Genomic DNA, 25,089 nt, shown 5'->3' on the forward strand with positions numbered 1-25,089 from the left:
CCTTATGACAACATTTTATACCGTAATCAGTTGGCTCTCAGTTTTTGGCTATTGGTTGCTTATTGCCGGGGTAACATTGCGTATTCTAATGAAACGCAGAGCCGTTCCTTCGGCCATGGCATGGCTGCTTGTTATTTATATTCTGCCTTTGGTGGGGATTATTGCTTACCTCTCATTTGGTGAGCTTCATCTAGGTAAGCGGCGCGCTGAGCGGGCAAAAGCCATGTGGCCTTCCACTGCGCGCTGGCTGAGTGAACTGAAAGACTGCCAGCATATATTTGCCAGCTCAAATAGTGAGGTGGCGACCCCGCTGTTTCAATTATGCGAACGCCGCCAAGGCATCAGTGGCGTTAAAGGTAATCAATTACAATTATTAACCACTACCGATGACACACTTAAAGCGCTGGTGCGTGATATCGAACTGGCGCGCCATAATATAGAAATGGTGTTTTATATCTGGCAGCCAGGCGGCCTGGTTGATCAAGTGGCTGAATCACTGATGGCCGCAGCACGACGCGGTGTTCATTGCCGTCTGATGCTCGATTCCGCCGGGAGTCAGCAATTCTTCCGAACCCCATACCCTTCCATGATGCGCAATGCCGGTATCGAAGTGGTCGAGGCGCTTAAAGTCAATGTCCTCCGGGTATTCTTTCGCCGCATGGATTTGCGCCAGCACCGCAAAGTGATCTTGATTGATAATTATGTGGCCTACACCGGCAGTATGAATATGGTAGATCCGCGCTTCTTCAAACAAGATGCGGGTGTGGGTCAATGGATTGATATGATGGCACGTATGGAAGGCCCGGTGGCGACCACTTTAGGTATCGTATATGCCTGTGACTGGGAGATTGAAACCGGCAAACGCATTCTGCCACCGCCGCCAGATACTCATATCATGCCGTTCGAAGAAGAGAGCGGCCATACCATTCAGGTTATTGCTTCCGGCCCGGGTTTCCCTGAGGAAATGATTCATCAGGCATTATTAACCGCCGTGTATGCCGCCCGTAAACAGTTGGTCATGACCACCCCCTATTTAGTCCCGAGCGACGATTTGCTGCATGCCATTTGTACCGCAGCGCAGCGCGGGGTTGATGTCAGCATCATTGTACCGAAAGATAATGACTCGATGATGGTCCGCTGGGCTAGCCGTGGCTTCTTCTCCGAATTGCTTGACGCTGGCGTTAAGATTTACCAGTTTGAAGGGGGTCTGTTGCACAGCAAGAGTGTGCTGGTTGATGGCCAGCTAAGTCTGGTGGGCACCGTCAATCTGGATATGCGCAGCTTATGGCTGAACTTTGAAATCACGCTGGTGATTGATGATGATGGGTTTGGTGCAGATTTGGCGCAGGTGCAAGATGACTATATTGCGCGTTCGGTGTTATTAGATGTCGAACTTTGGAACAAGCGCCCTCTCTGGCACCGGGTCACTGAAAGACTATTCTACTTTTTCAGCCCATTCTTGTAATAAATGGAAAGCTAACTGTCATCCAATTGTAGATTCTCCGAGTTATTAGCTTTCAGCAGCATAATAATTGTAAAAGTGACATAGAGAATGTTTTAATGAGCGCAATCTGCAAATGATAAATGGGAATCTGCAAATGGATCAGAATGCACCAGAGCCAAGCACTATGGACCTTAATAATCGCCTGACTGAAGATGAAACACTGGAACAGGCTTACGATATTTTTCTGGAACTGGCGGGTGATAACCTCGATCCAGCAGATATTTTATTGTTTAACCTTCAGTTTGAAGAGCGTGGCGGTGCTGAGTTGTTTGATCCCGCTGAAGACTGGCAAGACCATGTCGATTTTGATTTAAATCCGGACTTTTTCGCCGAGGTGGTTATTGGCCTTGCTGACAATGACGGTGAAGAGATAAACGATGTATTTGCCCGTGTTCTTCTGTGCCGTGAAAAAGACCATAAACTTTGCCACATTCTGTGGAAAGAGTAATAGGCAACTGGCTTGTAACCCTGACCATCAGTGTTTCTGAGCTGTAGTTATCCGTAAACACTTATCCATAAATACTGATAGAACCATAAATACTGATAGGTCCATAAATACTGATAGAAAAATCCCCGCTTATTTATTTGGCGGGGATTTTTTTATGGGCCGATCAATGTCTGATTGCAGTCATCACAAAGGGTCAACTTTCAGGCAAGAGACCGCGTGGCGGAAACTTCCTTCTAATAATGGCCGTGTCTTGGCGCACTCTGGCCCCGCTATCGGGCAGCGAGTACGAAACACACAGCCAGAAGGTGGGTTTATCGGCGACGGTAACTCCCCCTCCAACAGTTGAATAACTTTCGCCCTTTCTTTGTCAGGATCGGGGATAGGTACTGCCGACATCAGTGCCTTGGTATAAGGGTGCTGCGGATTATGATAAACCTCATCATAGGTACCCAATTCCACTGCATGGCCCAAATACATCACCAACACCCGGTCAGAAATATGCTTTACCACCGCCAAATCGTGCGCAATAAAGATCAGAGACAACCCCATCTCACGCTGTAGTTGCTGTAATAAGTTCACAACTTGAGCTTGAATTGACACATCCAGCGCCGACACCGGTTCATCACAAATCACCAGTTTCGGTTCCAGAATCAACGCGCGTGCAATACCAATTCGCTGGCACTGTCCTCCTGAAAATTCATGAGGATAGCGGTTGATTAAGTTCGGCAGCAAGCCCACTTTCAGCATCATGGCTTTAACTTTGTCTTTGATTTCCTGGCGCGGCATTTTGGGATGATACGTCCGCAGTGGCTCGGCAATGATTTCACCAATAGTCATTCGCGGATTTAATGACGCCAAGGGGTCTTGGAATATCATCTGAATATCACTGCGAGTCTCACGCCATTCGGCATCACTCATATTCAGTAGATCTTTACCTAACCACGCCACCGTGCCGCCGGTCGCTTTCACTAAGCCAATAATAGCGCGGGCAAAAGTTGATTTGCCACAACCAGATTCACCCACCACCCCTAAAGTCTCGCCCTCATACAGACGCAGAGTGACACCATCGACGGCTTTGAGTGTTTTACTCGGCTGCCAAAACCACTGTTTACCGTCCTGAATATCAAAATGGACTTTCAGATCAGCCACTTCCAACAACACTTTTTTTTCTGTCATGGCATTCATACCAATTCCCCTACTGGCTTATAGCAGGCACGTAAACGGCCATCACCAAAGTGCTCTAATGCCGGAGCCGTTGAACAGCGGTCCATTGCATATTGGCAACGAGGCTGGAACGGACAGCCTTGCGGCAAGCGCAGTAAATTGGGCGGATTACCCGGAATAGTCATGAGAGAGTCGCCTTCAGCATCAAGACGGGGAACTGCATTCAGTAGACCAATAGAATAAGGATGACTTGGGTGATAAAAAACATCACGCGCCTGACCATACTCCATTGTTCGGCCTGCATACATCACCAGAACTTTATTACAAATACCGGCAACCACCCCCAAGTCATGGGTGATCATGATAATGGCGGTATTAAACTCATTTTTCAGTTCATTCAGCAAAGTCATGATTTGAGCTTGAACGGTTACATCCAGTGCTGTTGTCGGCTCATCGGCAATTAAGAGTTTAGGCCGGCACAACAATGCCATGGCAATCATCACGCGCTGGCGCATACCACCTGAAAATTCATGAGGATACATGCGCATGCGTTTACGAGCTTCCGGCATTTTCACCGCATCAAGCATGCGGATTGACTCTTCAAAGGCTTCACTCTTACTCATCTTTTTATGCAGTTGCAGCACTTCCATGAGCTGCTCGCCCACGCGCATATAAGGATTCAAAGAGGTCATTGGGTCTTGGAAAATCATCGAGATCTCTTCGGCCCGTAAACGGTTCAGTTGCTTTTCTGGCAGATTCAGAATTTCACGGCCATTAAACTTCGCCGAGCCGCCGATCCGACCATTACTGGCCAGCAACCCCATTAAAGCAAACGCCGTTTGCGATTTACCGGAGCCTGACTCACCCACAATACCCAAAGTTTCACCGGCGCGCAGATCAAAATTAAGCGCGTTAACTGCGGTAACATCACCATCCGGCGTACCGAAGGTGACGGTCAAATCCTTTACATCCAACAGTACATTGTGCTCAAACAAATTAGATTGCTGAACAGTAGACTGATTATCTATCGTCGTCATGGTGCTACTCCTCAGCGATCTTTCGGGTCAAGGGCATCACGCAAGCCATCGCCGATAAAGTTAAAACAGAACAAAGTCACGACCAGGAAACCGGCAGGGAACATCAAAAGCCACGGAGAAACCTCCATTGAGTTGGCACCATCACTCAGTAATGCGCCCCAACTGCTCAGCGGCTCTTGCGTCCCTAAACCCAGAAAGCTCAGGAAGGATTCAAACAGAATCATGCTCGGAACCAGCAAAGAAGCGTATACCACAACCACACCTAATACGTTCGGGACGATATGGCGCAAAACAATGTTGCGCGTGGAAACACCGCCCACCACTGCGGCCTCAATGAATTCTTTGCGCTTCAGACTTAACGTTTGCCCGCGCACAATACGCGCCATATCCAGCCAGGAAACCATGCCAATGGCGACAAATATCAACAGGATATTCTGACCAAAGAAGGTCACCAACAGGATAACGAAGAACATGAAAGGGAATGAGTTAAGAATTTCCAGCAGGCGCATCATCAGTGAGTCGACTTTCCCACCAAGATAGCCCGATAAAGATCCATACAGTGTGCCGACAACCACAGCAACCAGCGCGGCAGCAACACCCACCATTAATGATATCCGCCCACCAATGGCGACACGAACCAACAGGTCACGGCCCGATGAATCAGTACCAAAGTAGTGGCCTGACTCCATATCAGGTGCGGCTGACATCATGCCCCAATCAGTATCCGCATAAGAAAACTGCGCTAACATTGGGGCCAGAATAACAAATAAGGTAATTAACATCAGGATCACCAAACTGGTGATCGCCGCACGGTTATGAATAAAACGGCGGCGGGCATCCTGCCAGAGGCTGCGCCCTTCAACTTCCAGTTTCTCACTGAAAACTTCCAGAGCTTCGCTATTTTTCTTGCTCAACATAATTGGCGTGCTCCAGTGCTAGTAACGGATTTTTGGATCAATGACAGCATAGAGCACGTCAACAATCGCATTGAATAAAATGGTTAACGCGCCCACTAGAATGGTCAAACTCAAGACCAAAGAGTAATCGCGGTTTAACGCTCCGTTGACGAACAACTGACCAATACCCGGTAGACCAAAGATAGTCTCAATAACCATTGAACCGGTGATAATCCCGACAAATGCCGGTCCCATATAGGACAGCACCGGGAGTAATGCAGGTTTCAAAGCATGACGTAATACAATCGTTCGCAATGGCAAGCCTTTGGCCCGCGCAGTGCGGATGAAATTGGAGTGGAGAACTTCAATCATTGAACCGCGAGTAATACGCGCGATACTGGCAATATAAGCCAGTGACAGCGCCACCATCGGCAAAATAATAAACTTCGGTGCCCCGCCATTCCAACCCCCACCGGGCAGCCACTTTAATATAATGGCGAACACCAGCACCAATAAAGGTGCGACCACGAAACTGGGAATAACCACCCCGGTCATGGCAAACCCCATTACCGTGTAATCCCATTTGGTATTTTGGTTAAGTGCGGCAATAACACCGGCACTAACCCCTAGAACCACAGCCAGTAAAAATGCAGCGAATCCGAGTTTGGCTGAAACCGGAAACGATGCCGAAACCAGCTCATTTACGGTGTAATCTTTATATTTAAACGAAGGCCCAAGATCACCTTGGGCCAATTGCCCCAAGTAATTGAAATACTGTTTATAAACGGGGTCATTGAGGTGATATTTCGCCTCAATATTCGCCATAACTTCAGGGGGAAGATTACGTTCGCCGGTAAATGGGCTGCCCGGGGCGAGACGCATCATAAAGAATGAAATGGTGATCAAAATAAAAAGTGTCGGAATTGCTTCCAGACAGCGGCGTAGAATAAATTTTAACATTGCCTGTACCTTTAGCCTCTTACTGCGACTTTATATTTCAAAGCAATAAGGGCAGCACACGGATTGAGTGACTGCCCTTACTATACTAGTGCTTGATAATATAAAGATCTTTAACGTGCATATTATCCAGTGGATCTTTACCGGTGTAACCACCGACATAAGGTTTCACTAAACGGGCATTCACGTAATAGAACAACGGTACAATCGCAGAATCTTTATCCAGCAACACTTCAGCTTGTTGGTATAAACCAGCGCGCTCTTTCTCTGATTTCACTTTTAGGGTATCGGACATCAGCTTATCAAACGCCGGGCTCTTATAATGCACGGTATTATTACTACTGTCAGATAGCATCATGTTCAAGAATGAGGATGGTTCGTTATAGTCAGCACACCAGCCAGCACGCGCTACATCGAAAGTCCCTTGATGGCGGGTATCCAAGAAGGTTTTCCACTCTTGGTTTTCCAGCTTAACGTCAACACCCAGGTTTTTCTTCCAGATAGATGCGGCAGCAATAGCCAGTTTCTTATGCAAATCGGATGTGTTGTATAACAGGTTGAATGTCAGAGGCTTATCTTGGGTATAGCCCGCTTCTGCCAGCAATTTCTTAGCCACTTCATTACGTTTTTCTTGTGTCCAGCTAAACCATTCTGGTGGCGTCAACTCAGCACCACTGGTGTACGGCGGGGTGAAACCATAGGCCGGTAAATCACCTTGGTTTTTCACTTTGTTCACAATGATGTCGCGATCCATACCCAGCTTCAGCGCTTCACGCACTCGAGCATCGGTGAATGGTGCTTTCTGGTTGTTGATTTCGTAGTAGTAAGTACACAGATACGGGTCAACATGAACTTCTTGTGGGATCTCTTTTTTCAGCTTCTGGAACAATTCAATCGGCATGTTGTTATACGTCATGTCGATTTCGCCGCTGCGATAGCGGTTAACGTCAGTCACTTCAGACGAGATTGGCAGGTAAGTTACCTGATTAATCACGGTTTTGGCGTTATCCCAATAAGTCGGGCTGCGCTCTAATACAATACGTTCGTTAACGGTCCAGTCTTTCAACTTATAGGCACCATTACCGACAAAGTTTTGTGGCTGAGTCCACTTCTCACCAAACTTCTCAATCACAGTTTTATTAACCGGAGACATAGATGGGTGAGCTAACAGCTTATCCAAATAAGGTACAGGTTCGGTCAGCGTAACTTCCAGAGTATGGTCATCCAACGCCTTCACACCCAAAGTGTCAGGTGCTTTTTTGCCGGTGATAATATCGTCGATATTAGCAATATGCGCATATTGCACATAGCTGGCATAAGGAGAGACTGTTTTAGGATCGGCCAAACGCTGCCAACTATAAACAAAATCCTGTGCCGTTACAGGGTCACCATTTGACCATTTAGCATCTTTACGAAGATGGAAAGTCCAAACTTTAAAGTCCTTATTATCCCAGCTTTCTGCAACACCCGGCAGGATTTTGCCGTTAGGATCGTTAATAACTAATCCTTCTAACAGGTCACGCGAGATATTTGATTCTGGCACACCTTCAATTTTATGTGGGTCCAGTGACTGAGGCTCGGAACCATTATTACGGACTAACACTTGTTTTTCTGCCAGTTGCACGCCTGCCGGCACATTAGCCGCAAACGTATTTCCCACAGCCATCATACCCAAGGCAGCCACAATACCCGCGGCCAGGAGACTTTTCTTTGTGATGTTGGTCATGCTTATATCCACTCCAGTTTTTATTATTGCATCACCCAGTGACTGGGCAAGCTTCACCTTTAAAAGGTATTTTTAAATTACATCGCTCGGGGAACGAATCCGACGATATAAACACCCTATGTATTAGCACCAGACGAAAATTCGTACTGTGTTATACATCCCTATTACTCTGTCTTTTCTAAACACTTTGTGGCACGGTTTCTTGCTACAGCCAATATGGCTAATAACTACAACTTACGAATATACAGATTTTTCAAATCCACCAAATCTTGTGGGTCTTTACCGGTAAACCCACCGACTGTCGGTCGAATAAGCCGGACACTGACGCGATAATAGACCGGCACCATAGCCGAGTCTTTATCCAATAAATTTTCCGCTTGCTGATACAAAGCAGTACGTGCTTTAGCATCGGGAGCCGCCAACGTTTTGGCTAACAGCGCATCAAACTCAGGGTTCTTGTAGAAGAATGTATTATTGCTGCTATCTGACAACAACATATTAAGGAAGGCGGTCGGCTCATTATAATCACCGCACCAGGTTGCTCTGGCGACATCAAATTGGCCCTGATGGCGGCTTTCTAATGATGTTTTCCACTCTTGGTTTTGCAACGTTACCGTTGCACCCAGATTTTTTTGCCACATAGATGCGGCGGCAATTGCCTGTTGTTTATTTTGATCTGAGGTGTTGTAGAGCAAATTAAACTTCAATGGGTTTTCGGCATTATAGCCCGCTTCAGCAAGCAGTTTCTTCGCCTCAGCATTGCGTTGTTCCTGAGACCAACTGGCCCACTCTGGTCGCGCAAAATTACCGCCGTCAGTAAATGTTGGGGTAAAACCATAAGCGGGGATCTGCCCTTGCCCCATAATTTTGGTCGCGATGATGTCGCGGTCCAAGGTTAATTTGATTGCTGTTCTTACCCTTACATCAGTAAATGGCGCTTTCTTATTATTAATTTCGTAATAGAAGGTGCAAAGGTATGGGCTGACGTGAACCTGCGATGGCAGGTCTTTTTTCATCTTGGCAAATAAATTGGGCGGGATTGCGCTATTGGTAATATCAATTTCACCACTGCGATAACGGTTAATGTCACTGACTTCCGAGGTTATCGGTAAGAAAGTGGCCTTATTAATAACCGTTTCTTTGTTATTCCAATAAGTCGGGTTACGTTCAAGCACAATGCGTTCGTTGACTACCCAATCTTTCAGCCGGTAAGCACCATTCCCCACAAAATTCTGTGGAAGTGTCCATTTATCGCCATATTTCTCAACAATATCGCGCCTAACTGGTTTCATCGAGGTGTGTGACAGCATACTGATAAAATAAGGGACGGGTTCAGTCAACGTGACTTGTAAGGTTTTATTATCGAGTGCTTTTACACCTAATTCATCCGGCGTTTTAGTCCCTTTCAGGACTTCATCAACATTTTCAATTTGGGCATACTGCAAATAGCTGGCGTAAGGTGAACCTATTTTAGGATTAGCCAATCGTTGCCAACTATAAACAAAATCCTGCGCAGTGACAGGCGTACCATCACTCCAAACGGCATCATCCCGCAGATGGAAAGTCCAGATTTTATAGCCGTCATTATCCCAGTGAGTTGCCACCGCCGGAATAACATGACCATTGGCATCATTACTCACCAATCCTTCTAATAGATTTAGAATTATATTAGTTTCGGGATTTCCTTCGACCTTATGCGGGTCCAAAGAGGCGATCTCGGAACCATTATTGATGGTAATACTCTGATCTATCGCTAATACCACACCATTAGGAACAGTTGCTGCCATTGCTACAGAGGAAAATGATAAACCCAGAATAGTGCTAATTATTGCCAGTGGTCGCTGCTTAAACTTTATTTGCATTTCTAACCGCCCATTTACGAGATTTATGATGTTTTTCTCTAGGTTTGCGTCAATTTGCTGCCCACAACGACTAGCAATAACTATTCCAAAATAAAAATTGCCCGTGATATTTTCTAAAAAAAACAAGAAATCTCTCAACGGAGAGTTGTTCGGAAACTAACAGAACCCGAAATCTGACGCCAATAATTTTTACAGAAATGTTAAGCAATTCTCTTTTTCAATGAGTCACTAACGATAGTGACTATCTGTATTAGCCAGCAGAAATCCAAGTAACCTACTGATTAAAAACAGTAAAATAGTAGCTAATATTAATTTCACAACAATAATTATGTTGCAAAACAGCCAAAAGAAACATTAAGTTAACATTGCTATCGTTACCAGAATAAACCCCTATTCATTGGGGTGTAATCACTAATAACATCTAGATAAATTCAGCACAAGCCCCACAGAATGATGTGAGCATTTTAACAACAAAGGGTGTATTTAATTTAAACAGATGGCAGGTAAGCCATTTATTAAAGATGCAAAAATAAGCCTTAAGCTAAATTTTTTGTGCAGAAGAACTATTATTGCAACATTTAAGTGCAACAGATTAAACTTCATGCATTATTTGCACCAAATTAAGGCTGAAAGATTTGAATTTCATCTTCATCGCACAAAAAAGGCCACCGATAATAAGCGGGTGGCCCTTCTATGGCGATGAATAGTGAATGACATTACAGCGGATTAGAGTAAACCGGGGAAAATAGCCTTGATGCCTGTCACAATAAATTCGATACCCAATGCCATCAGCAGTAACCCCATAATACGCGTTATGACGTTAATACCGGTCTGCCCTAACAATCGAACCAATAGCGGCGCAGCACGGAATAATAGCCAGCAACAGAACGCAAACAGGGCAATAGCGACGGTTAATCCCAACAGATTCTGCCAACTGTGGTAGCGAGAGCTCCAAACAATGGTTGAACTGATTGCACCCGGCCCGGCCATTAATGGCAATGCCAGAGGGACCACCCCGATACTTTCTCGTACCGCCGTTTCTGTTTTTTCTTGTTTGTTCTGTTTGTCTTCACCGAGTTTGCCACTGATCATCGACATCGCGATGCTGACCACCAGGATCCCCCCCGCAATACGGAATGAATCAATAGAAATACCGAATATTTTTAGGATGGCATCTCCGAGGAACAGAGAGATCCACAAAATAATTGCCACCGACAGGTTGGCTGTCAGATTGGTTTTGTCCCGCCCTGCCGCCGCCTGATAGCTGGTCATACTGATAAAGACCGGCAATATGCCGACCGGGTTTACCAGCGCAAATAAGCCAACAAAAAACTTGATGTAACCTGAAAGGTCCAACAGTGATTGACTCACACATCACTCCGCGAAATTGCCAATAAATACATCACAGATAACAGGTCATTATAACTAATGCCCCAGACAACACACTTTATGGCCAGAATCCGGAAAATTTGCGGCACCAACCATGTTGCCAGCACGCAGAAACTATTCTGCATTATTCAAATATTCCACCACAGTGCTTTTCACCAAAAATCACCCTTAGGGCATCTCCCTATAGATGTGCGCGCTAATGTAATGGAATTAGTTACAGGAATCCACGGAATAAACCAGCATTTATGCTGGGTTTATTCTCTCCACTTAAAATGATGATTATTGTTAATATTCTGTAGTGTTGGTGGTAGTTTAACGTCATGAATTATCACTTTATTTATGTTAATGATAATTACTCTCAACAAATAATTGCTGAATGGTGTCAGCTTGACGATTTTGTGATTTAAATCACGAAAAACATACCTAGGAATAGTTAAGCTCTGAGCACTGGTGAAGAACACGTAGTAAAGAAATAGAGTATAAAGGTTGAAAATAGTCTTTTTTGCCCCACTTTATTCCTAGTGCACCAAAAAGCTCTTTCAGTAAATCAGCGGTGAAAATGAGAAAGTAAGATACAAAAACTATCTCTAATTGACAGTACAGCATGCTAGAGCCTGTCTATACTAGTTGCTTCAACAGCTCATTTACTAAAAGAGTTTAACATTATCAGGAGAGCATTATGGCTGTAACGAATGTCGCTGAACTTAACGAGCTAGTAGCACGCGTCAAGAAAGCCCAGCGCGAGTATGCCAACTTCACTCAAGAGCAGGTTGATAAAATCTTCCGTGCCGCAGCTCTGGCTGCAGCAGATGCCCGTATTCCTCTAGCCAAATTGGCGGTAGAAGAATCAGGTATGGGTATTGTGGAAGACAAAGTGATCAAGAACCACTTTGCTTCTGAATACATCTACAATGCATACAAAGATGAAAAGACTTGTGGCATTCTGGAAGAAGACAAAACCTTTGGTACCATCACTATCGCTGAACCTATCGGTTTAATCTGCGGTATTGTACCAACAACTAACCCAACCTCTACCGCTATCTTCAAGGCGTTAATTAGCCTGAAAACCCGTAACGGTATCGTATTCTCTCCACACCCACGTGCTAAAGACGCAACCAATAAAGCCGCAGATATCGTGCTTCAAGCCGCGATTGCAGCAGGTGCGCCAGCAGATATTATCGGTTGGATTGATGCGCCAACAGTTGAGTTATCTAATCAACTGATGCACCACCCAGACATTAACCTGATCTTGGCAACCGGTGGCCCAGGCATGGTTAAAGCGGCTTACAGCTCAGGTAAACCTGCTATCGGTGTTGGTGCTGGTAACACACCTGTTGTTGTTGACGATACTGCTGATATCAAACGTGTTGTAGCTTCTATCTTGATGTCTAAAACCTTTGATAACGGTGTGATTTGTGCGTCAGAGCAGTCCATCATTGTTGTGGACTCTGTGTACGATGCAGTTCGCGAGCGTTTCTCTTCCCATGGTGGCTACCTGTTACAAGGTAAAGAACTGAAAGCTGTTCAAGACATTATCCTGAAAAATGGTGGTCTGAACGCAGCTATCGTTGGTCAGCCAGCAACTAAAATTGCTGAAATGGCCGGCATCAAAGTTCCATCTAATACCAAAATTCTTATCGGTGAAGTTAAAGTTGTTGATGAATCTGAGCCATTCGCTCACGAAAAACTGTCACCTACTTTGGCAATGTATCGTGCGAAGAACTTCGAAGACGCTGTTGCAAAAGCAGAAAAACTGGTGGAAATGGGCGGTATCGGCCATACATCTTGCCTGTATACAGACCAAGATAACCAGCCTGCACGCGTTAAGTATTTCGGCGATAAAATGAAAACCGCCCGAATTCTGATCAACACTCCTGCCTCTCATGGTGGTATCGGTGACCTGTATAACTTCAAAGTAGCGCCTTCACTGACGCTGGGTTGCGGTTCTTGGGGTGGTAACTCCATCTCTGAAAACGTCGGTCCGAAACACTTGATCAACAAGAAAACTGTGGCTAAGCGAGCAGAAAACATGTTGTGGCATAAACTCCCGAAATCTATTTACTTCCGCCGCGGCTCTCTGCCTATCGCATTGGAAGAAGTGGCAACTGACGGTGCAAAACGTGCCTTCATCGTGACTGACCGCTACCTGTTCAACAACGGTTATGCAGATCAAATCACTAGCGTACTGAAATCTCACGGTATCGAAACTGAAGTCTTCTTCGAAGTAGAAGCTGACCCTACCCTGAGCATCGTGCGTAAAGGTGCAGAGCAGATGAACTCCTTCAAACCAGACGTGATTATCGCGCTGGGTGGTGGTTCACCGATGGATGCTGCAAAAATCATGTGGGTAATGTACGAACATCCTGAAACTCACTTCGAAGAACTGGCATTGCGCTTTATGGATATCCGTAAACGTATTTACAAGTTCCCGAAAATGGGCGTGAAAGCGAAAATGATCGCCGTAACAACCACATCAGGTACCGGTTCAGAAGTCACACCATTTGCGGTAGTTACTGACGATGCAACTGGCCAGAAATATCCATTGGCTGACTATGCATTGACTCCAGATATGGCAATCGTTGATGCCAATCTGGTTATGAATATGCCTAAGTCTCTGTGTGCCTTCGGTGGTTTGGACGCAGTAACCCATGCGATGGAAGCTTACGTTTCTGTATTGGCAAATGAATATTCTGATGGCCAGGCGCTGCAAGCACTGAAATTGCTGAAAGAATTCTTACCTGCAAGCTACCATGAAGGTGCTAAGAACCCGGTTGCACGTGAACGTGTTCACAACGCCGCGACCATCGCTGGTATTGCTTTTGCTAACGCCTTCTTGGGTGTCTGTCACTCAATGGCCCATAAACTGGGTTCTGAGTTCCACATTCCACACGGCTTGGCAAACGCCATGTTGATTTCTAACGTTATCCGCTATAACGCGAATGACAACCCAACTAAGCAGACTGCTTTCAGCCAGTATGACCGTCCACAAGCGCGTCGTCGTTATGCTGAAATTGCAGACCATCTGGGTCTGAGTGCACCGGGCGACCGTACAGCACAGAAAATCCAGAAACTGCTGGCTTGGTTAGATGAAATCAAAGCGGAACTGGGTATCCCTGCTTCAATCCGTGAAGCTGGCGTTCAGGAAGCTGATTTCTTGGCTAAAGTAGACAAACTGTCTGAAGATGCATTTGATGACCAGTGTACCGGTGCTAACCCACGTTACCCACTGATCTCTGAGCTGAAACAGATTCTGATGGATACTTACTACGGCCGTGAATTCAGTGAAGAGCTTGACCGTGAAGAAGTTGCCGCAGTAGCAACTCCAGCACCGAAAGCTGAAAAGAAAGCCAAGAAGTAATATCAATCTTAATGTGTAAACCTCATGTTTAATTGAGGCAAGCAATAGAAGATATAACCCCCGAGCAGCAGCTGCTATTCGGGGGTTTCTTTTTATCTAACCGCCAGAAATCACACATCGCGGCAATTCCCGCCTGAAACGCCCCCAGAACAGCTATCTAGTCGCCCCTTGCCGTTGTACTCTTTATATTAAATAAGCTCACCACGCGCCGCCAATAGCGCCGCATGTTACAAAACCGCAAGTGACTAGCTTACAAAATAAGCTAATTTCAAAATAATCGACGTTGGGATGATGAATAAAAATGCTCGACAGTCTATGCGTGTTAATACTGAAAAAGAAAAGTAGGCAAAGAGAGGCTTACATGGCGCTCAGGCGCGATGAATAAAGCTATATGGCGTTAATACAATAAGAGGCTAACTACCCCACGGCTGCAATGATAAAGCTCGTGAGGTATGCAGGTTGAGATATTGGGCTTAAGAATGCTGTTGAAGGCTGGCCGCTTTAATGGCTTCTTTGTAATGGCGGCGACAAACGGAGACGTAACTTTCATTCCCCCCGATCACCACTTGTTCGCCATCGTGCATCGCTCGGCCCTGCTCATCCAACCGCAGCACCATATTCGCCTTACGCCCACAATGACAAATCGTTTTTAGCTCTACCAACTTATCGGCCCACGACAACAGATATTTACTGCCAGGGAATAACTCACCGAGGAAATCTGTACGCAAGCCGTAGCACAGAACAGGAATATGTAATTCATCGACCACCTGGCACAATTCCTGAACTTGTTCTTTGGTCAAGAATTGGCATTCATCGAGCAGAATACAATGTACCGGTTTATCCTGATGCTCAGCACTGATAATAGATAATAATTCTGTTTCACTATTGTACAACAGAGCCTGCGAAGATAGCCCAATACGCGAGCTGACGGTCCCCACCCCAAAGCGATTATCAATCTCGGCAGTAAATACCAAAGTACGCATGCCACGCTCTTGGTAGTTATAAGACGACTGCAACAGCGCGGTAGACTTTCCTGCATTCATAGCTGAGTAATAAAAATAAAGTTGAGCCATGGGCCCGTGACTCCAATGATATAATAGATGGTCATAGTGACAACGTGTCCACAGTTTATCATAAACTCAGGCTTTACGGGGAGCAGGCAATTTTCTCTATATTACTGTTTTCTATATTAAGTAATGATATAGCTAATGAAATTGATCGTGTTTTCATGTCAAGTACCTCGCTATTATTAGGTACATTACATGACCTATTTCACAATATTGATGCAGGATAAGTATTCTGCTTGAACATTAACCAGACCCGAGAGAGCAGAAAGCAATTGTGTTCGATATGAACGCCGCACGATTGGTTCATTAATCATACGAGTAATGTGTTCACATGATTAATTCGTAAAATAGTGATAACAAATATTGTCATAATCTGACAAATCCTATGTCGCATGCTTTTTTCTTACTCAATATTTCGTTGCCACTATATCAATATCGCGTCGCACTCATGTGATCAGTTATTGCGCATCCCAACCTGGCAAGTAACCTATTTTTGCTTTATTGATATAAAGCAAACTTATAACTTAGTGGGAAAATCATGTTCGCGAGTAGGATCATTAGGGAGCAAAATGAACTTTCGTGTTAAAAAGAGCTCAGATAATAACAAGTGCCCATCGTTTATTAGTAGCAAGCAGCAAGTTTTCGCTAATAAAATACGTAAATTCGAGTATACCAATCAAATTGGCTATTGCAGAAATTAAAATAGCACTCTATTATTATCCAGACGCCCCCCCACCAATTATAATTTGAGACCAGGACAATGAGCGAAGCGTTAAAGATTCTTAACAACATCCGTACTCTGCGTGCACAAGCTCGTGAATGCACTCTTGAGACATTAGAAGAAATGCTTGAGAAACTCGAAGTGGTCGTTAACGAACGCCGCGAAGAAGACTCCCAAGCACAAGCAGAAATTGAAGAACGCACACGTAAATTACAACAGTACCGCGAAATGCTTATTGCAGACGGTATTGATCCAAATGAACTGTTGAATACTATGGCTGCTGCTAAAGCTGCTACTGGTAAATCAAAACGTGCTGCGCGCCCTGCTAAATATCAGTACACAGACGAAAATGGCGATGTGAAAACCTGGACAGGCCAAGGCCGTACTCCAGCTGTGATTAAGAAAGCCATTGAAGAACAAGGTAAATCACTGGATGATTTCCTGCTGTAATCGTAATAGATAATTGACTATTATGATGAAAATACCCTCCTATTATATGGGGGGTATTTTTTTGTTTATCTCTTGGTAACCTTTCATAGTTAGTATTTGTGCCACCACTTGATGAATAACTCCGCTCAATCACTAACAGACAATCGGTAAGCAACAGTCAACCTGAACATATCACTTTCAATAAATAACCTTCTGCAACCACTGTGCTTGTAAATCGATAAGAATACTCTGCTAATTTATAACAACATAATAATCGATATAACTGTGGTGCCCGAGCGACACCATCGTTTTGTGATATAAGTGAAATTTTGCAATAAACTTCAGTTACAGAATCCTACTGTGATGGTGTTGGATACAAAACAACACTAATTTGATTTTTGTACCCAACACATAAATTCATCTTTATCACTTATTACGCACGATTAATCGAAGAACCACGGCCAATCCCGTAATAAGTGAATCCTCTGCTATTTAGGCGCTCCGGATCGTACAGATTACGTCCATCGAAAATAACCGGTTGCGTTAGCCGAGCTTTGATCATATCAAAATCAGGTGCTCTGAAATTCTGCCATTCTGTACAAATAACCAATGCGTCAGCGCCTTGTAATGCAGACTCTTTGGTGCCCATTAATCTTAAGTCATCCCTAGCACCATAAATTCGCTGAGCTTCATCCATTGCCTCTGGGTCATAAGCTTGAATAGTAACCCCTGCTTTCCACAACGCCTCCATTAAAACTCGGCTTGGCGCTTCTCGCATATCATCTGTATTGGGTTTAAATGCTAATCCCCAAAGAGCCAATGTTTTCCCCGCAAGTTGTGAAGAAAAGTGATGTTGAATAAATTCGAACAATTTATACTTTTGCTCGTTATTGATTTGCTCGACTGCCTGTAACAATTGAGGTTGATAGCCACAACTTTCCGCTGTACGAATTAGCGCCTGAATATCTTTAGGGAAACAGGAACCGCCATAGCCACAACCGGAATAAATAAAGTGGTAGCCGATACGGGAATCAGAACCAATGCCCTGCCGTACTTTCTCGATATCTGCACCAAGCCGTTCCGCTATATTAGCGATCTCATTCATAAAGCTGATTTTGGTGGCAAGCATGCCATTTGCTGCATATTTCGTCAGTTCGGCACTGCGAATATCCATAATCAACATGCGGTCATGATTTCGATTAAAGGGCTCATATAGCTCGCTAATTAAATCAATAACGCCATTATCATTAGTATCAATACCGATGACGATTCGCTCAGGGCGCTTGCAATCCGCTACGGCTGCCCCTTCTTTTAGAAATTCTGGGTTTGAAACTACGTTGAATGCTATTTCCTGCCCACGTTGCTGCAGGATAGTTTTTATCCTTTGTTGCACTTTATCCGCAGTCCCTACCGGCACAGTAGATTTATCAATAATGACTTTAGGTGCATCCATATATTTTGCAATAGTACTGGCAACCTCAAGGACATATTTCAAATCAGCGGCACCATCTTCATCAGGCGGCGTACCAACAGCAATAAACTGAATGGTCGCGTGTGCCACACCTGCTTCTGCATCCGTAGAAAACCGCAGCCGGCCCTCTTCATAATTTTCTTTTACCAGTGGTGCTAGTCCGGGCTCAAAAATAGCGATACGGCCTTTTTGTAGGTCAGCAACTTTATTTGCATCAACATCAATGCAAAGTACATCATGGCCAACCTCGGCCAGTACCGCTGCCTGAACCAATCCTACATAACCAATACCAAAAACCGTAACTTTCATCCAATCAATCCTCGAGTAGAAATCCGATAAGGGGTGTACTGTTAGCCATTATCAGGAACTAACCTTAATTTAGCCTGAAGCGACGCAACCTTATTGCTAGCGAATAATAAAGCTAGCAGAAATTTTGCAGAGATAAGTAAGGCGGAAAGTATATCAATCGATATTTTTCACATCTTGGTGATACACACTGATTGAAACAAATTAGCGTTATTTCACAGATTCGTTATAGAAATATTTATGTTGAGGTGGGTGTAAGGCAAATAAAAGAAGCGACATATTAGTGATCAGAACGACTCATCAGCAGAAAGCATCAAACGTAAGCGGCTACCGCCGCCCCATACTTGACACTGCCATGCCTCACAGCGCTGACTAATTTGATTTAAGTGGGTTGTTTTTAGTGTCCCCAAAGGCACACCATTACTGAGTTGAATCTGATTTTTGCCTGCATTGACGTTTGCATGTAAGCCCGCAGAGACCAAGATTAAATTCTGATACTCCACATGATAATAACCCACCAACAAAGGAAATTGCCCATCAAGATGAGTACGTCTTAATAGCTGATTGAGTTGTTCGAGCAGGGATGACATCTGCGGCAAACGATGTTGCTGCTGTGACAGATGCTCTTGTAAAATCCCGTTAAATAATACGCGCAGTAGCAAAGCAGCTAACACGCCATTATCCCCAGCCCGTGTTACGTCCAGACAGTAAAAAGCCAAATCCTTATCTGACAATGCGGCAATATCAAGGACCAATCCTGGTTTCTCAACCATGGTTAATTGTCGGTAATTGATGCGACAGCGAGCAATAATTTGTTGAGCCGGAGGTTGCAGTTGTTTAAGTAACTGGGCGGCATCATAAGGATTCTTACGCAGTGCATCCCAATCCTGTATTAACTCGGTTTCTTCGATGGCATGAGAGGTGAACAGGGCTGGATACAGGCAAGCCAACACGGCCTCACGCAAACGGTTTAAATCAACAATCGGCTTCAGCAGCACGTCCTTAACCCCCAGACGCAAGACTTTAGCGATATCCGTCATTTTATCTGTCGCCGAAATAACCAAAACAGGGATTTTCACACCTTGAATGAGTAAGCGCTCAACGAATTCGATCCCGCCCATCTTCGGCATAGCCAGATCGCACAAGATAAGCTCGGGAGTCTGGATTTTTAGCTGCTCTAATGCTTCCAGCCCATTTCCAGCCTGGTGGACCGTCGCACCAAGTGACCCTAAGAATCCCGCAATTACTGAGCGAAAAACCGTTTCATCCTCGATGACTAAAATATGTTTACCTGCTAGTGGTTTTTCCATGCCCTGCTTCTCTTACTAACCTTAATGGTAATAGTGGCTCAAAATGATAGATTGTGCTTGTCAGAAATTGTCATGCTCTGTTTTCAAATACATACCGAGGCCTATTTTTGCCTTACCAGGTGGCACAATTTCTCAGCATTCTTCTCCGTGGCTAATTGCCCCGCAGCAATGGCTTCCTCCGCACGGTGAAAATCCAGTGTGGATATCTGTGGGCAGTAAGGTTGAATCAGCACATCAGGAGGATCACCAGCCATCCGGTTACGTTTCAGACGGTTCTCCAGCACTTGTATAGAGGTAGACATTATCTCCATCGCACTGGGAATACTCTTAGCCGGGCTAGCTGACATATTCGTTATCCGCGCCGTCAAACGCTTATGCCAACTGTCAGATATATTCACGGGTTTGCCTTCAGTTGGCGTTTGTGAGGAAAACATATCTTGCTGGATCAAATGGGCATCATGTTGCAAATCAACGGCAATGACGATATCTGCCCCCATGGCTCTGGCCAAAGAGACCGGAACCGGATTAACAACTGCGCCATCAACAAGCCAATACCCACCAAACCAAACAGGCGAAAGTAACCCTGGCATGCTGCACGAAGCTCTAATCGCCTGCTTAATATCCCCTTCCGTTAGCCATAACTCACGACCCGTGGTTAAATTGGTCACCACGGATCCGAAAGGCAGTCTACATTCCGCAATATCCTGCACTTCTATTATTCTGTTGACCGCATTGAAGACCCGTTCCCCACGCAGTAATCCGCCGCGACGCCAGGAAAAGTCCATCATCCGAATAACATCCCAGTACTTAAATGAACGAACCCAGTGCTCCATTACATCCAAATGATCACTGGCATAAGCTGCACCGACCAGAGAACCAACTGAACAACCCGCTACCACATCAATTTTTACACCCATTTCATTCAGAGCATTAATGACGCCAATATGGGCCCATCCTTTAGCAGCCCCTGCTCCCAGTGCCAATCCAACCTTGATCTGTCTCATTGTATTTCATCCATTTTCAACTGGTTTGGCACTTTCTTATAACCAGAATAAATCAAATAAAAATCGCATAGCCCACCTAACTGGTCGGTACGCCAATTAGCGGAAGCCAACAACCTGATACTCCGGAGAAAAATGTATATTTCCCAATTTACTTAACTAGAACACTTATATGACTATAGTGAATATTTATCTTTCTGGTAATTTGATACAAATATTTTACATTTATTGACTAAGATATAGCTTGGAGCGCGAAGGATATACTATGAACATTGAAATATGCCAAACCGATCTGTTTATTCCTGAACTTATTGCATTGATTACTCAATTAGATGCGTACCAAGAGGCACTCTACCCGGTTGAAAGCAATCATGCCGAATCTATTGAAAGTCTGGCTCTGGTAACGACCTTCGCATATATCGCAAAACTAGAGGACACTATTGTCGGGTGTGCAATCCTTACGTTGCCCGAAACACCCTACCCTGAAATTAAACGGGTCTTTGTCAATCCAGATTACCGTGGGCATGGGATCGCATCATTACTGATGACTGCCATACTAGAGAAAGCTATTTCATTGAAATTAAGTAATATTTATCTTGAAACAGGCATTTACCAACCTGAAGCAGTAAAGCTCTATCAGCGATTAGGTTTTGAATTGATATCTCAATTTGGACATTATCAATATGATCCATTGAGTATATATATGATGAAGTCATTAGCTAGCTGTCGATGAGCTAATGAAGAGAGGCATAATAGATAAACAGCTAAATTGTCAAATTACTTAATTTACAAACATCTATCATTTGAGTTTTATTTTTCAGCAACAGATTAAATGCAAAATAGCCACCCTAGTGGCGGCTATTTAGAGCAAATATTCTGGATTAAGCAAAATCAAAAGATTAAATATCTTTTAATAATAACAAATCGGGTAAACAGGTCATTGCATATTCTGCTTTCGCTTTCTGGCCTGCTTGCTATGGATGCAGCGCCATTACCTGTAAACTAATTTAGATCAGAATATTATGAAAATTTTCTGGCTAATAATGAAATAATTAGCCGTTGATGGTGCCGAATGAGACACTCATTTTTTCGAACATTGCGATAACTTTATTGATCAGTTTCATGGGTTGCTCCTGTAAATATCTTTATTTTTATGTGATACACATCACAGTTACTAAGTTACGCCGGAATGAAACGCCGGTCAAGTTTTTTTGTGAGGTACATCACAAATCTTTCTACCAACTTACCTTTCTTGCGAGATTATCAACTTTGAACCTCAAGGCGTGATTAGGTAAGATGGCGTCTGTGTTTACCAAGACGCTATTTTCCTGCCTTGGTCTGTTGCTAACCTTCACGCCAGATATCAGGGCAAATTGATTATTTCGGAGAGATTTTGTCAGAACAATGTCCATGCGGCAGCCCACTTGAATATCAGAAGTGCTGTGAACCCTATATTCTGGGGGCGAAAATTGCGGCTAAACCGGCAATTTTGATGCGCTCACGCTATAGCGCCTATGTAAAAAAGAATGCGGATTATCTGATTAAAACCTGGCACCCCGAGTGTAATGCCCAAGAATGGCGTGATGGAATAATTCAAAGTTTTTCCAATACAACTTGGCATGGGTTAACCGTCATTGCTGAAAATGCAGGTACTCACGATAATGAGGCCTTTGTTGAGTTCATTGCTCGTTTTACTGATGAAAATAGTCAGCAGATGAGCACAATGCATGAACGTTCGCGCTTCCTTCGCATAAATGAACACTGGTACTATATTGACGGAATCCGGCCATCCGTGGGTAGAAATGATACATGTCCTTGTGGTTCGGGGAAAAAATATAAGAAATGCTGCGGGCATTAACAGTAAAATCGTTCTATTACTGACTGCAACATCAGACATTTACATAACATCAAGTCATGTTAAGACAGGATTTACCACCTTATGCCACACCAGAATGTACAAAAGAAAGTGTTACGCACTATTTGCCCTGATGCCAAAGGCCTGATCGCAAAAATCACCAATATCTGTTACAAGCACCAACTGAATATTGTGCAAAATAATGAATTTGTAGACCATCTGACCGGTCGTTTTTTCATGCGCACAGAACTTGAAGGTATTTTTAACGATACGACCTTATTGGCAGATCTGGATGATGCATTACCAGAAGGGACCAACCGAGAATTGCATACCGCAGGGCGTCGTCGCATTGTTATTATGGTGACCAAAGAAGCGCATTGTCTCGGCGACTTATTAATGAAAAGTGTTTACGGTGGCTTGGATGTTGAAATTGCCGCCGTCATTGGTAATCACGATGCACTACAGAATTTGGTTGAGCGCTTTGATATCCCCTTCCATCTAATTAGTCATGAAGGTCTGACTCGCGACCAACATGATCAACTGTTGATTGAACAAATTGAGCAATACCAACCAGACTATGTGGTGTTGGCAAAATATATGCGGGTCCTAACACCCGCCTTTGTTCAGCGTTTCCCATATCAGATTATTAATATTCATCACTCATTCTTGCCAGCATTTATTGGGGCGCGCCCTTATCATCAGGCTTATGAACGTGGTGTGAAAATCATTGGGGCCACAGCTCATTATGTCAATGATAGCCTGGATGAAGGGCCAATCATTATGCAGGATGTGATTCATGTAGATCACTCTTATACCGCAGAAGATATGATGCGAGCAGGTCGTGATGTAGAGAAAAATGTTCTGAGCCGTGCTCTATATCGTGTTTTAGCGCAGCGTGTTTTTGTTTACGGTAATCGTACCGTCATTCTGTAACCGCACAATAAATCGATATTTTTTGCCCATATAAGCATCTTCGCGGACAAAAAAGCATCGAACGAATTATTTTTTTCATTTCAAGTCTTTACAGCGGCGCTTCATTTGATATGATGCGCCCCGCTTACCAAGACAGTGTTGTTAAGCAGTTAGGCCAGTGGTGGGGTTCCCGAGCGGCCAAAGGGAGCAGACTGTAAATCTGCCGTCATCGACTTCGAAGGTTCGAATCCTTCCCCCACCACCATCTCTAGACATACCCTCGAATTTCCCAAAAAATAATTCAATCAAAAAATAGCACCTATCTGGGGAAGGTAAGAACCTTCGACAAGGTTCGCGCCGAGCGAAGCGAGACAACGACGCAAAGCGGCGGCCCGCAGGGTGAGGAACAAAGTGACGAATAATCCTTCCCCATCACTATTACATTATGATGCACCCATTCCCACAATAAATTGTGGCAAAATAATAAATTAGTTCAGGGAAGGAAATAATAGTGACTAATATAGGCTAACAGTCAATTAATAAATCTACAGTTCTTATGTCAAGGTACAAACGTAGTCAATAAGTCCATTTAAGACACTCGAGTGTGATCTTGATTTATAAAAATACAATTTATTCTCATCTTGAAAATTCGCTAGATTAATAAAATCCAATTGGGAGTCACCATTGAAATTATCCATAATAGAATCTGTGATGCAAATATAGCGCCCAGAGTAGATGAAATCCAAGCAGCACGCCAAGTTATCCACTTGTCTAATACTCACTTTACTGTGTTGTTTTTTAACGCATTCTTCTAAATATTTAACAAATTTGCTTCTATATAATGTTGGATTACATAACCAGATATTGTTATGAAGAATATTGATAACATCTTGGCTTTCATTAATAATATCCTTTCTTCCATAAATACCAAAACCACTATCTGGGATTTCATTCAACAGTGAAAATCTCTCACTGGTTATTTTTTCAGATGATAAAACAAGTGAATTACCATCATAGTCTCCAATCTCATCAATGTTTTCATAATAAAACTTTATTATATTAGCCTGGATGTTATTCTTTTCAGCGACTTTATATAGCTTCGTTAGCTTTTCACTTTTCCCCCAGTCGTAATAAATATTGATGACATTGGAAACATGCCCTGTCAGATGTTTTTTAGTTATTTCTTTTTCCTGCTGATATAAATCTTTTAGATCATTATAAAGCACCTCACCATCTCGTGTTAAACTCATACCAAACTTCTCTCGTTTAAATAACTTTTTCCCTATTATGCTCTCAAAGTCCTTTATAGACTTGGCCACTGGGGGCGTAGTCCTGTTCATCACTCTTGCAGCTTTACTTAGCGAGCCATTTTCAACTACAGCCATAAAGGCTTCCAACTTACGAGATAGAAACATAATTCACCAATCCTTTGCTTTGCGTGAAATTGATCAGAAAAAACGACAAGCATGCCCACATATATAATTCTAACTTTAGATATTATTTATATATAATGTAAAACACACCGGTTGGATTTGGAATAATTGAGAGATAAATTATAAAAAATTATTATCGCGTAGAAACTAGCGACGTGAAGTTGCATTTTGTGCAATCAAAGTTTTGGAGACCTTGTGTATTACCGCCTTATCACTACAAATATTTCTAACAGAAATTACTAT

19 protein-coding genes, 1 tRNA gene and 1 other RNA gene are annotated in these 25,089 nt (G+C 43.8%); 9 read left to right on the plus strand and 12 right to left on the minus strand.

Going from position 1 to position 25,089, the window contains the following annotated elements; genetic code table 11:
• Positions 1 to 4: 4 nt before the first annotated feature.
• Positions 5 to 1,465, plus strand: coding sequence for a cardiolipin synthase (gene cls, locus FTA96_RS23070; protein WP_145539002.1), 1,461 nt, complete (start codon positions 5 to 7; stop codon positions 1,463 to 1,465).
• Between the two features lie 163 nt (positions 1,466 to 1,628).
• A complete protein-coding gene (locus tag FTA96_RS23075; protein ID WP_032910897.1) occupies positions 1,629 to 1,952 on the plus strand; it encodes an HI1450 family dsDNA-mimic protein in 324 nt (107 codons plus the stop codon).
• 183 nt (positions 1,953 to 2,135) lie between these two features.
• Here FTA96_RS23075 and oppF read toward each other — a convergent pair whose 3' ends face one another.
• From oppF to FTA96_RS23110, 7 genes are all read right to left on the minus strand, one after another.
• Positions 2,136 to 3,137 carry a murein tripeptide/oligopeptide ABC transporter ATP binding protein OppF gene (gene oppF / locus FTA96_RS23080; protein WP_050110479.1) on the minus strand — a complete coding sequence of 334 codons (1,002 nt, stop codon included), beginning with the start codon at positions 3,135 to 3,137 and terminating at the stop codon, positions 2,136 to 2,138.
• Positions 3,134 to 4,153, minus strand: coding sequence for an ABC transporter ATP-binding protein (gene oppD / locus FTA96_RS23085; RefSeq protein ID WP_050146489.1), 1,020 nt, complete (start codon positions 4,151 to 4,153; stop codon positions 3,134 to 3,136). The genes oppF and oppD overlap by 4 nt, the downstream gene beginning before the upstream one ends.
• Before the next feature lie 11 nt (positions 4,154 to 4,164).
• A complete protein-coding gene (gene oppC, locus FTA96_RS23090) occupies positions 4,165 to 5,073 on the minus strand; it encodes an oligopeptide ABC transporter permease OppC (protein WP_050110481.1) in 909 nt (302 codons plus the stop codon).
• Positions 5,074 to 5,088: 15 nt separating this feature from the next.
• Complete coding sequence (oppB, locus tag FTA96_RS23095; protein WP_004875191.1) at positions 5,089 to 6,009, minus strand: oligopeptide ABC transporter permease OppB; 921 nt, start codon at positions 6,007 to 6,009, stop codon at positions 5,089 to 5,091.
• A gap of 85 nt (positions 6,010 to 6,094) precedes the next feature.
• Positions 6,095 to 7,732: an oligopeptide ABC transporter substrate-binding protein OppA gene (gene oppA / locus FTA96_RS23100; RefSeq protein ID WP_050146487.1), complete on the minus strand. Its 1,638-nt coding sequence runs from the start codon at positions 7,730 to 7,732 to the stop codon at positions 6,095 to 6,097.
• Between the two features lie 227 nt (positions 7,733 to 7,959).
• On the minus strand, positions 7,960 to 9,594 hold the full coding sequence (locus FTA96_RS23105) for an ABC transporter substrate-binding protein (RefSeq protein WP_145575002.1): 1,635 nt from the start codon (positions 9,592 to 9,594) through the stop codon (positions 7,960 to 7,962).
• 726 nt (positions 9,595 to 10,320) lie between these two features.
• The gene (locus FTA96_RS23110; protein ID WP_004708395.1) at positions 10,321 to 10,965 is read right to left on the minus strand and encodes a YchE family NAAT transporter; all 645 of its coding nucleotides are present in this window, start codon (positions 10,963 to 10,965) and stop codon (positions 10,321 to 10,323) included.
• Between the two features lie 697 nt (positions 10,966 to 11,662).
• On the opposite strand from FTA96_RS23110, the gene adhE reads away from it, so the two are divergent.
• On the plus strand, positions 11,663 to 14,341 hold the full coding sequence (adhE, locus tag FTA96_RS23120; RefSeq protein ID WP_050110485.1) for a bifunctional acetaldehyde-CoA/alcohol dehydrogenase: 2,679 nt from the start codon (positions 11,663 to 11,665) through the stop codon (positions 14,339 to 14,341).
• Between the two features lie 473 nt (positions 14,342 to 14,814).
• Here adhE and FTA96_RS23125 read toward each other — a convergent pair whose 3' ends face one another.
• Complete coding sequence (locus FTA96_RS23125; protein ID WP_050110486.1) at positions 14,815 to 15,414, minus strand: thymidine kinase; 600 nt, start codon at positions 15,412 to 15,414, stop codon at positions 14,815 to 14,817.
• A gap of 754 nt (positions 15,415 to 16,168) precedes the next feature.
• Here FTA96_RS23125 and hns point away from each other — a divergent pair.
• On the plus strand, positions 16,169 to 16,579 hold the full coding sequence (gene hns, locus FTA96_RS23135; protein WP_004708400.1) for a histone-like nucleoid-structuring protein H-NS: 411 nt from the start codon (positions 16,169 to 16,171) through the stop codon (positions 16,577 to 16,579).
• Between the two features lie 412 nt (positions 16,580 to 16,991).
• On the opposite strand, the gene FTA96_RS23140 is transcribed toward hns, so the two are convergent.
• From FTA96_RS23140 to rssA, 3 genes are all read right to left on the minus strand, one after another.
• Entirely contained in the window at positions 16,992 to 18,338 is a 1,347-nt protein-coding gene (locus tag FTA96_RS23140; protein WP_050110488.1) for a UDP-glucose dehydrogenase family protein, read from the minus strand.
• Between the two features lie 284 nt (positions 18,339 to 18,622).
• Positions 18,623 to 19,645 (minus strand): two-component system response regulator RssB, encoded by a 1,023-nt coding sequence (gene rssB, locus FTA96_RS23145; protein ID WP_050110490.1) that lies wholly within the window; start codon positions 19,643 to 19,645, stop codon positions 18,623 to 18,625.
• A gap of 101 nt (positions 19,646 to 19,746) precedes the next feature.
• Complete coding sequence (gene rssA, locus FTA96_RS23150) at positions 19,747 to 20,649, minus strand: patatin-like phospholipase RssA (RefSeq protein WP_050110492.1); 903 nt, start codon at positions 20,647 to 20,649, stop codon at positions 19,747 to 19,749.
• Positions 20,650 to 20,911: 262 nt separating this feature from the next.
• Here rssA and FTA96_RS23155 point away from each other — a divergent pair, with 262 nt between their 5' ends.
• The 5 genes from FTA96_RS23155 (at position 20,912) to FTA96_RS23175 (ending at position 23,851) form a co-directional block, all read left to right on the plus strand.
• A complete protein-coding gene (locus tag FTA96_RS23155) occupies positions 20,912 to 21,379 on the plus strand; it encodes a GNAT family N-acetyltransferase (RefSeq protein ID WP_080990570.1) in 468 nt (155 codons plus the stop codon).
• 660 nt (positions 21,380 to 22,039) lie between these two features.
• A complete protein-coding gene (locus tag FTA96_RS23160; RefSeq protein ID WP_050136471.1) occupies positions 22,040 to 22,504 on the plus strand; it encodes a YchJ family protein in 465 nt (154 codons plus the stop codon).
• 81 nt (positions 22,505 to 22,585) lie between these two features.
• A complete protein-coding gene (gene purU / locus FTA96_RS23165) occupies positions 22,586 to 23,434 on the plus strand; it encodes a formyltetrahydrofolate deformylase (RefSeq protein WP_050110495.1) in 849 nt (282 codons plus the stop codon).
• A 159-nt stretch (positions 23,435 to 23,593) separates the two neighbouring features.
• Positions 23,594 to 23,678 (plus strand) — tRNA-Tyr (locus FTA96_RS23170).
• 47 nt (positions 23,679 to 23,725) lie between these two features.
• Positions 23,726 to 23,851, plus strand: a non-coding RNA gene (locus FTA96_RS23175) — RtT sRNA.
• A 116-nt stretch (positions 23,852 to 23,967) separates the two neighbouring features.
• Here FTA96_RS23175 and FTA96_RS23180 read toward each other — a convergent pair.
• Entirely contained in the window at positions 23,968 to 24,828 is an 861-nt protein-coding gene (locus FTA96_RS23180; RefSeq protein ID WP_050107205.1) for a LysR family transcriptional regulator, read from the minus strand.
• Between the last annotated feature and the right edge of the window lie 261 nt (positions 24,829 to 25,089).

The sequence above is a fragment of the Yersinia alsatica genome, from assembly GCF_902170305.1.
GTDB classification, from domain to species: domain Bacteria; phylum Pseudomonadota; class Gammaproteobacteria; order Enterobacterales; family Enterobacteriaceae; genus Yersinia; species Yersinia alsatica.

Coding starts and splice junctions, on each gene's coding strand:
- cls (WP_145539002.1), top strand. CDS start 5: ATGACAACATTTTATACCGTAATCAGTTGGCTCTCAGTTTTTGGCTAT.
- FTA96_RS23075 (WP_032910897.1), top strand. CDS start 1,629: ATGGACCTTAATAATCGCCTGACTGAAGATGAAACACTGGAACAGGCT.
- oppF (WP_050110479.1), bottom strand. CDS start 3,137: ATGAATGCCATGACAGAAAAAAAAGTGTTGTTGGAAGTGGCTGATCTG.
- oppD (WP_050146489.1), bottom strand. CDS start 4,153: ATGACGACGATAGATAATCAGTCTACTGTTCAGCAATCTAATTTGTTT.
- oppB (WP_004875191.1), bottom strand. CDS start 6,009: ATGTTAAAATTTATTCTACGCCGCTGTCTGGAAGCAATTCCGACACTT.
- oppA (WP_050146487.1), bottom strand. CDS start 7,732: ATGACCAACATCACAAAGAAAAGTCTCCTGGCCGCGGGTATTGTGGCT.
- FTA96_RS23105 (WP_145575002.1), bottom strand. CDS start 9,594: ATGCAAATAAAGTTTAAGCAGCGACCACTGGCAATAATTAGCACTATT.
- adhE (WP_050110485.1), top strand. CDS start 11,663: ATGGCTGTAACGAATGTCGCTGAACTTAACGAGCTAGTAGCACGCGTC.
- FTA96_RS23125 (WP_050110486.1), bottom strand. CDS start 15,414: ATGGCTCAACTTTATTTTTATTACTCAGCTATGAATGCAGGAAAGTCT.
- hns (WP_004708400.1), top strand. CDS start 16,169: ATGAGCGAAGCGTTAAAGATTCTTAACAACATCCGTACTCTGCGTGCA.
- FTA96_RS23140 (WP_050110488.1), bottom strand. CDS start 18,338: ATGAAAGTTACGGTTTTTGGTATTGGTTATGTAGGATTGGTTCAGGCA.
- rssB (WP_050110490.1), bottom strand. CDS start 19,645: ATGGAAAAACCACTAGCAGGTAAACATATTTTAGTCATCGAGGATGAA.
- rssA (WP_050110492.1), bottom strand. CDS start 20,649: ATGAGACAGATCAAGGTTGGATTGGCACTGGGAGCAGGGGCTGCTAAA.
- FTA96_RS23155 (WP_080990570.1), top strand. CDS start 20,912: ATGAACATTGAAATATGCCAAACCGATCTGTTTATTCCTGAACTTATT.
- purU (WP_050110495.1), top strand. CDS start 22,586: ATGCCACACCAGAATGTACAAAAGAAAGTGTTACGCACTATTTGCCCT.
- FTA96_RS23180 (WP_050107205.1), bottom strand. CDS start 24,828: ATGTTTCTATCTCGTAAGTTGGAAGCCTTTATGGCTGTAGTTGAAAAT.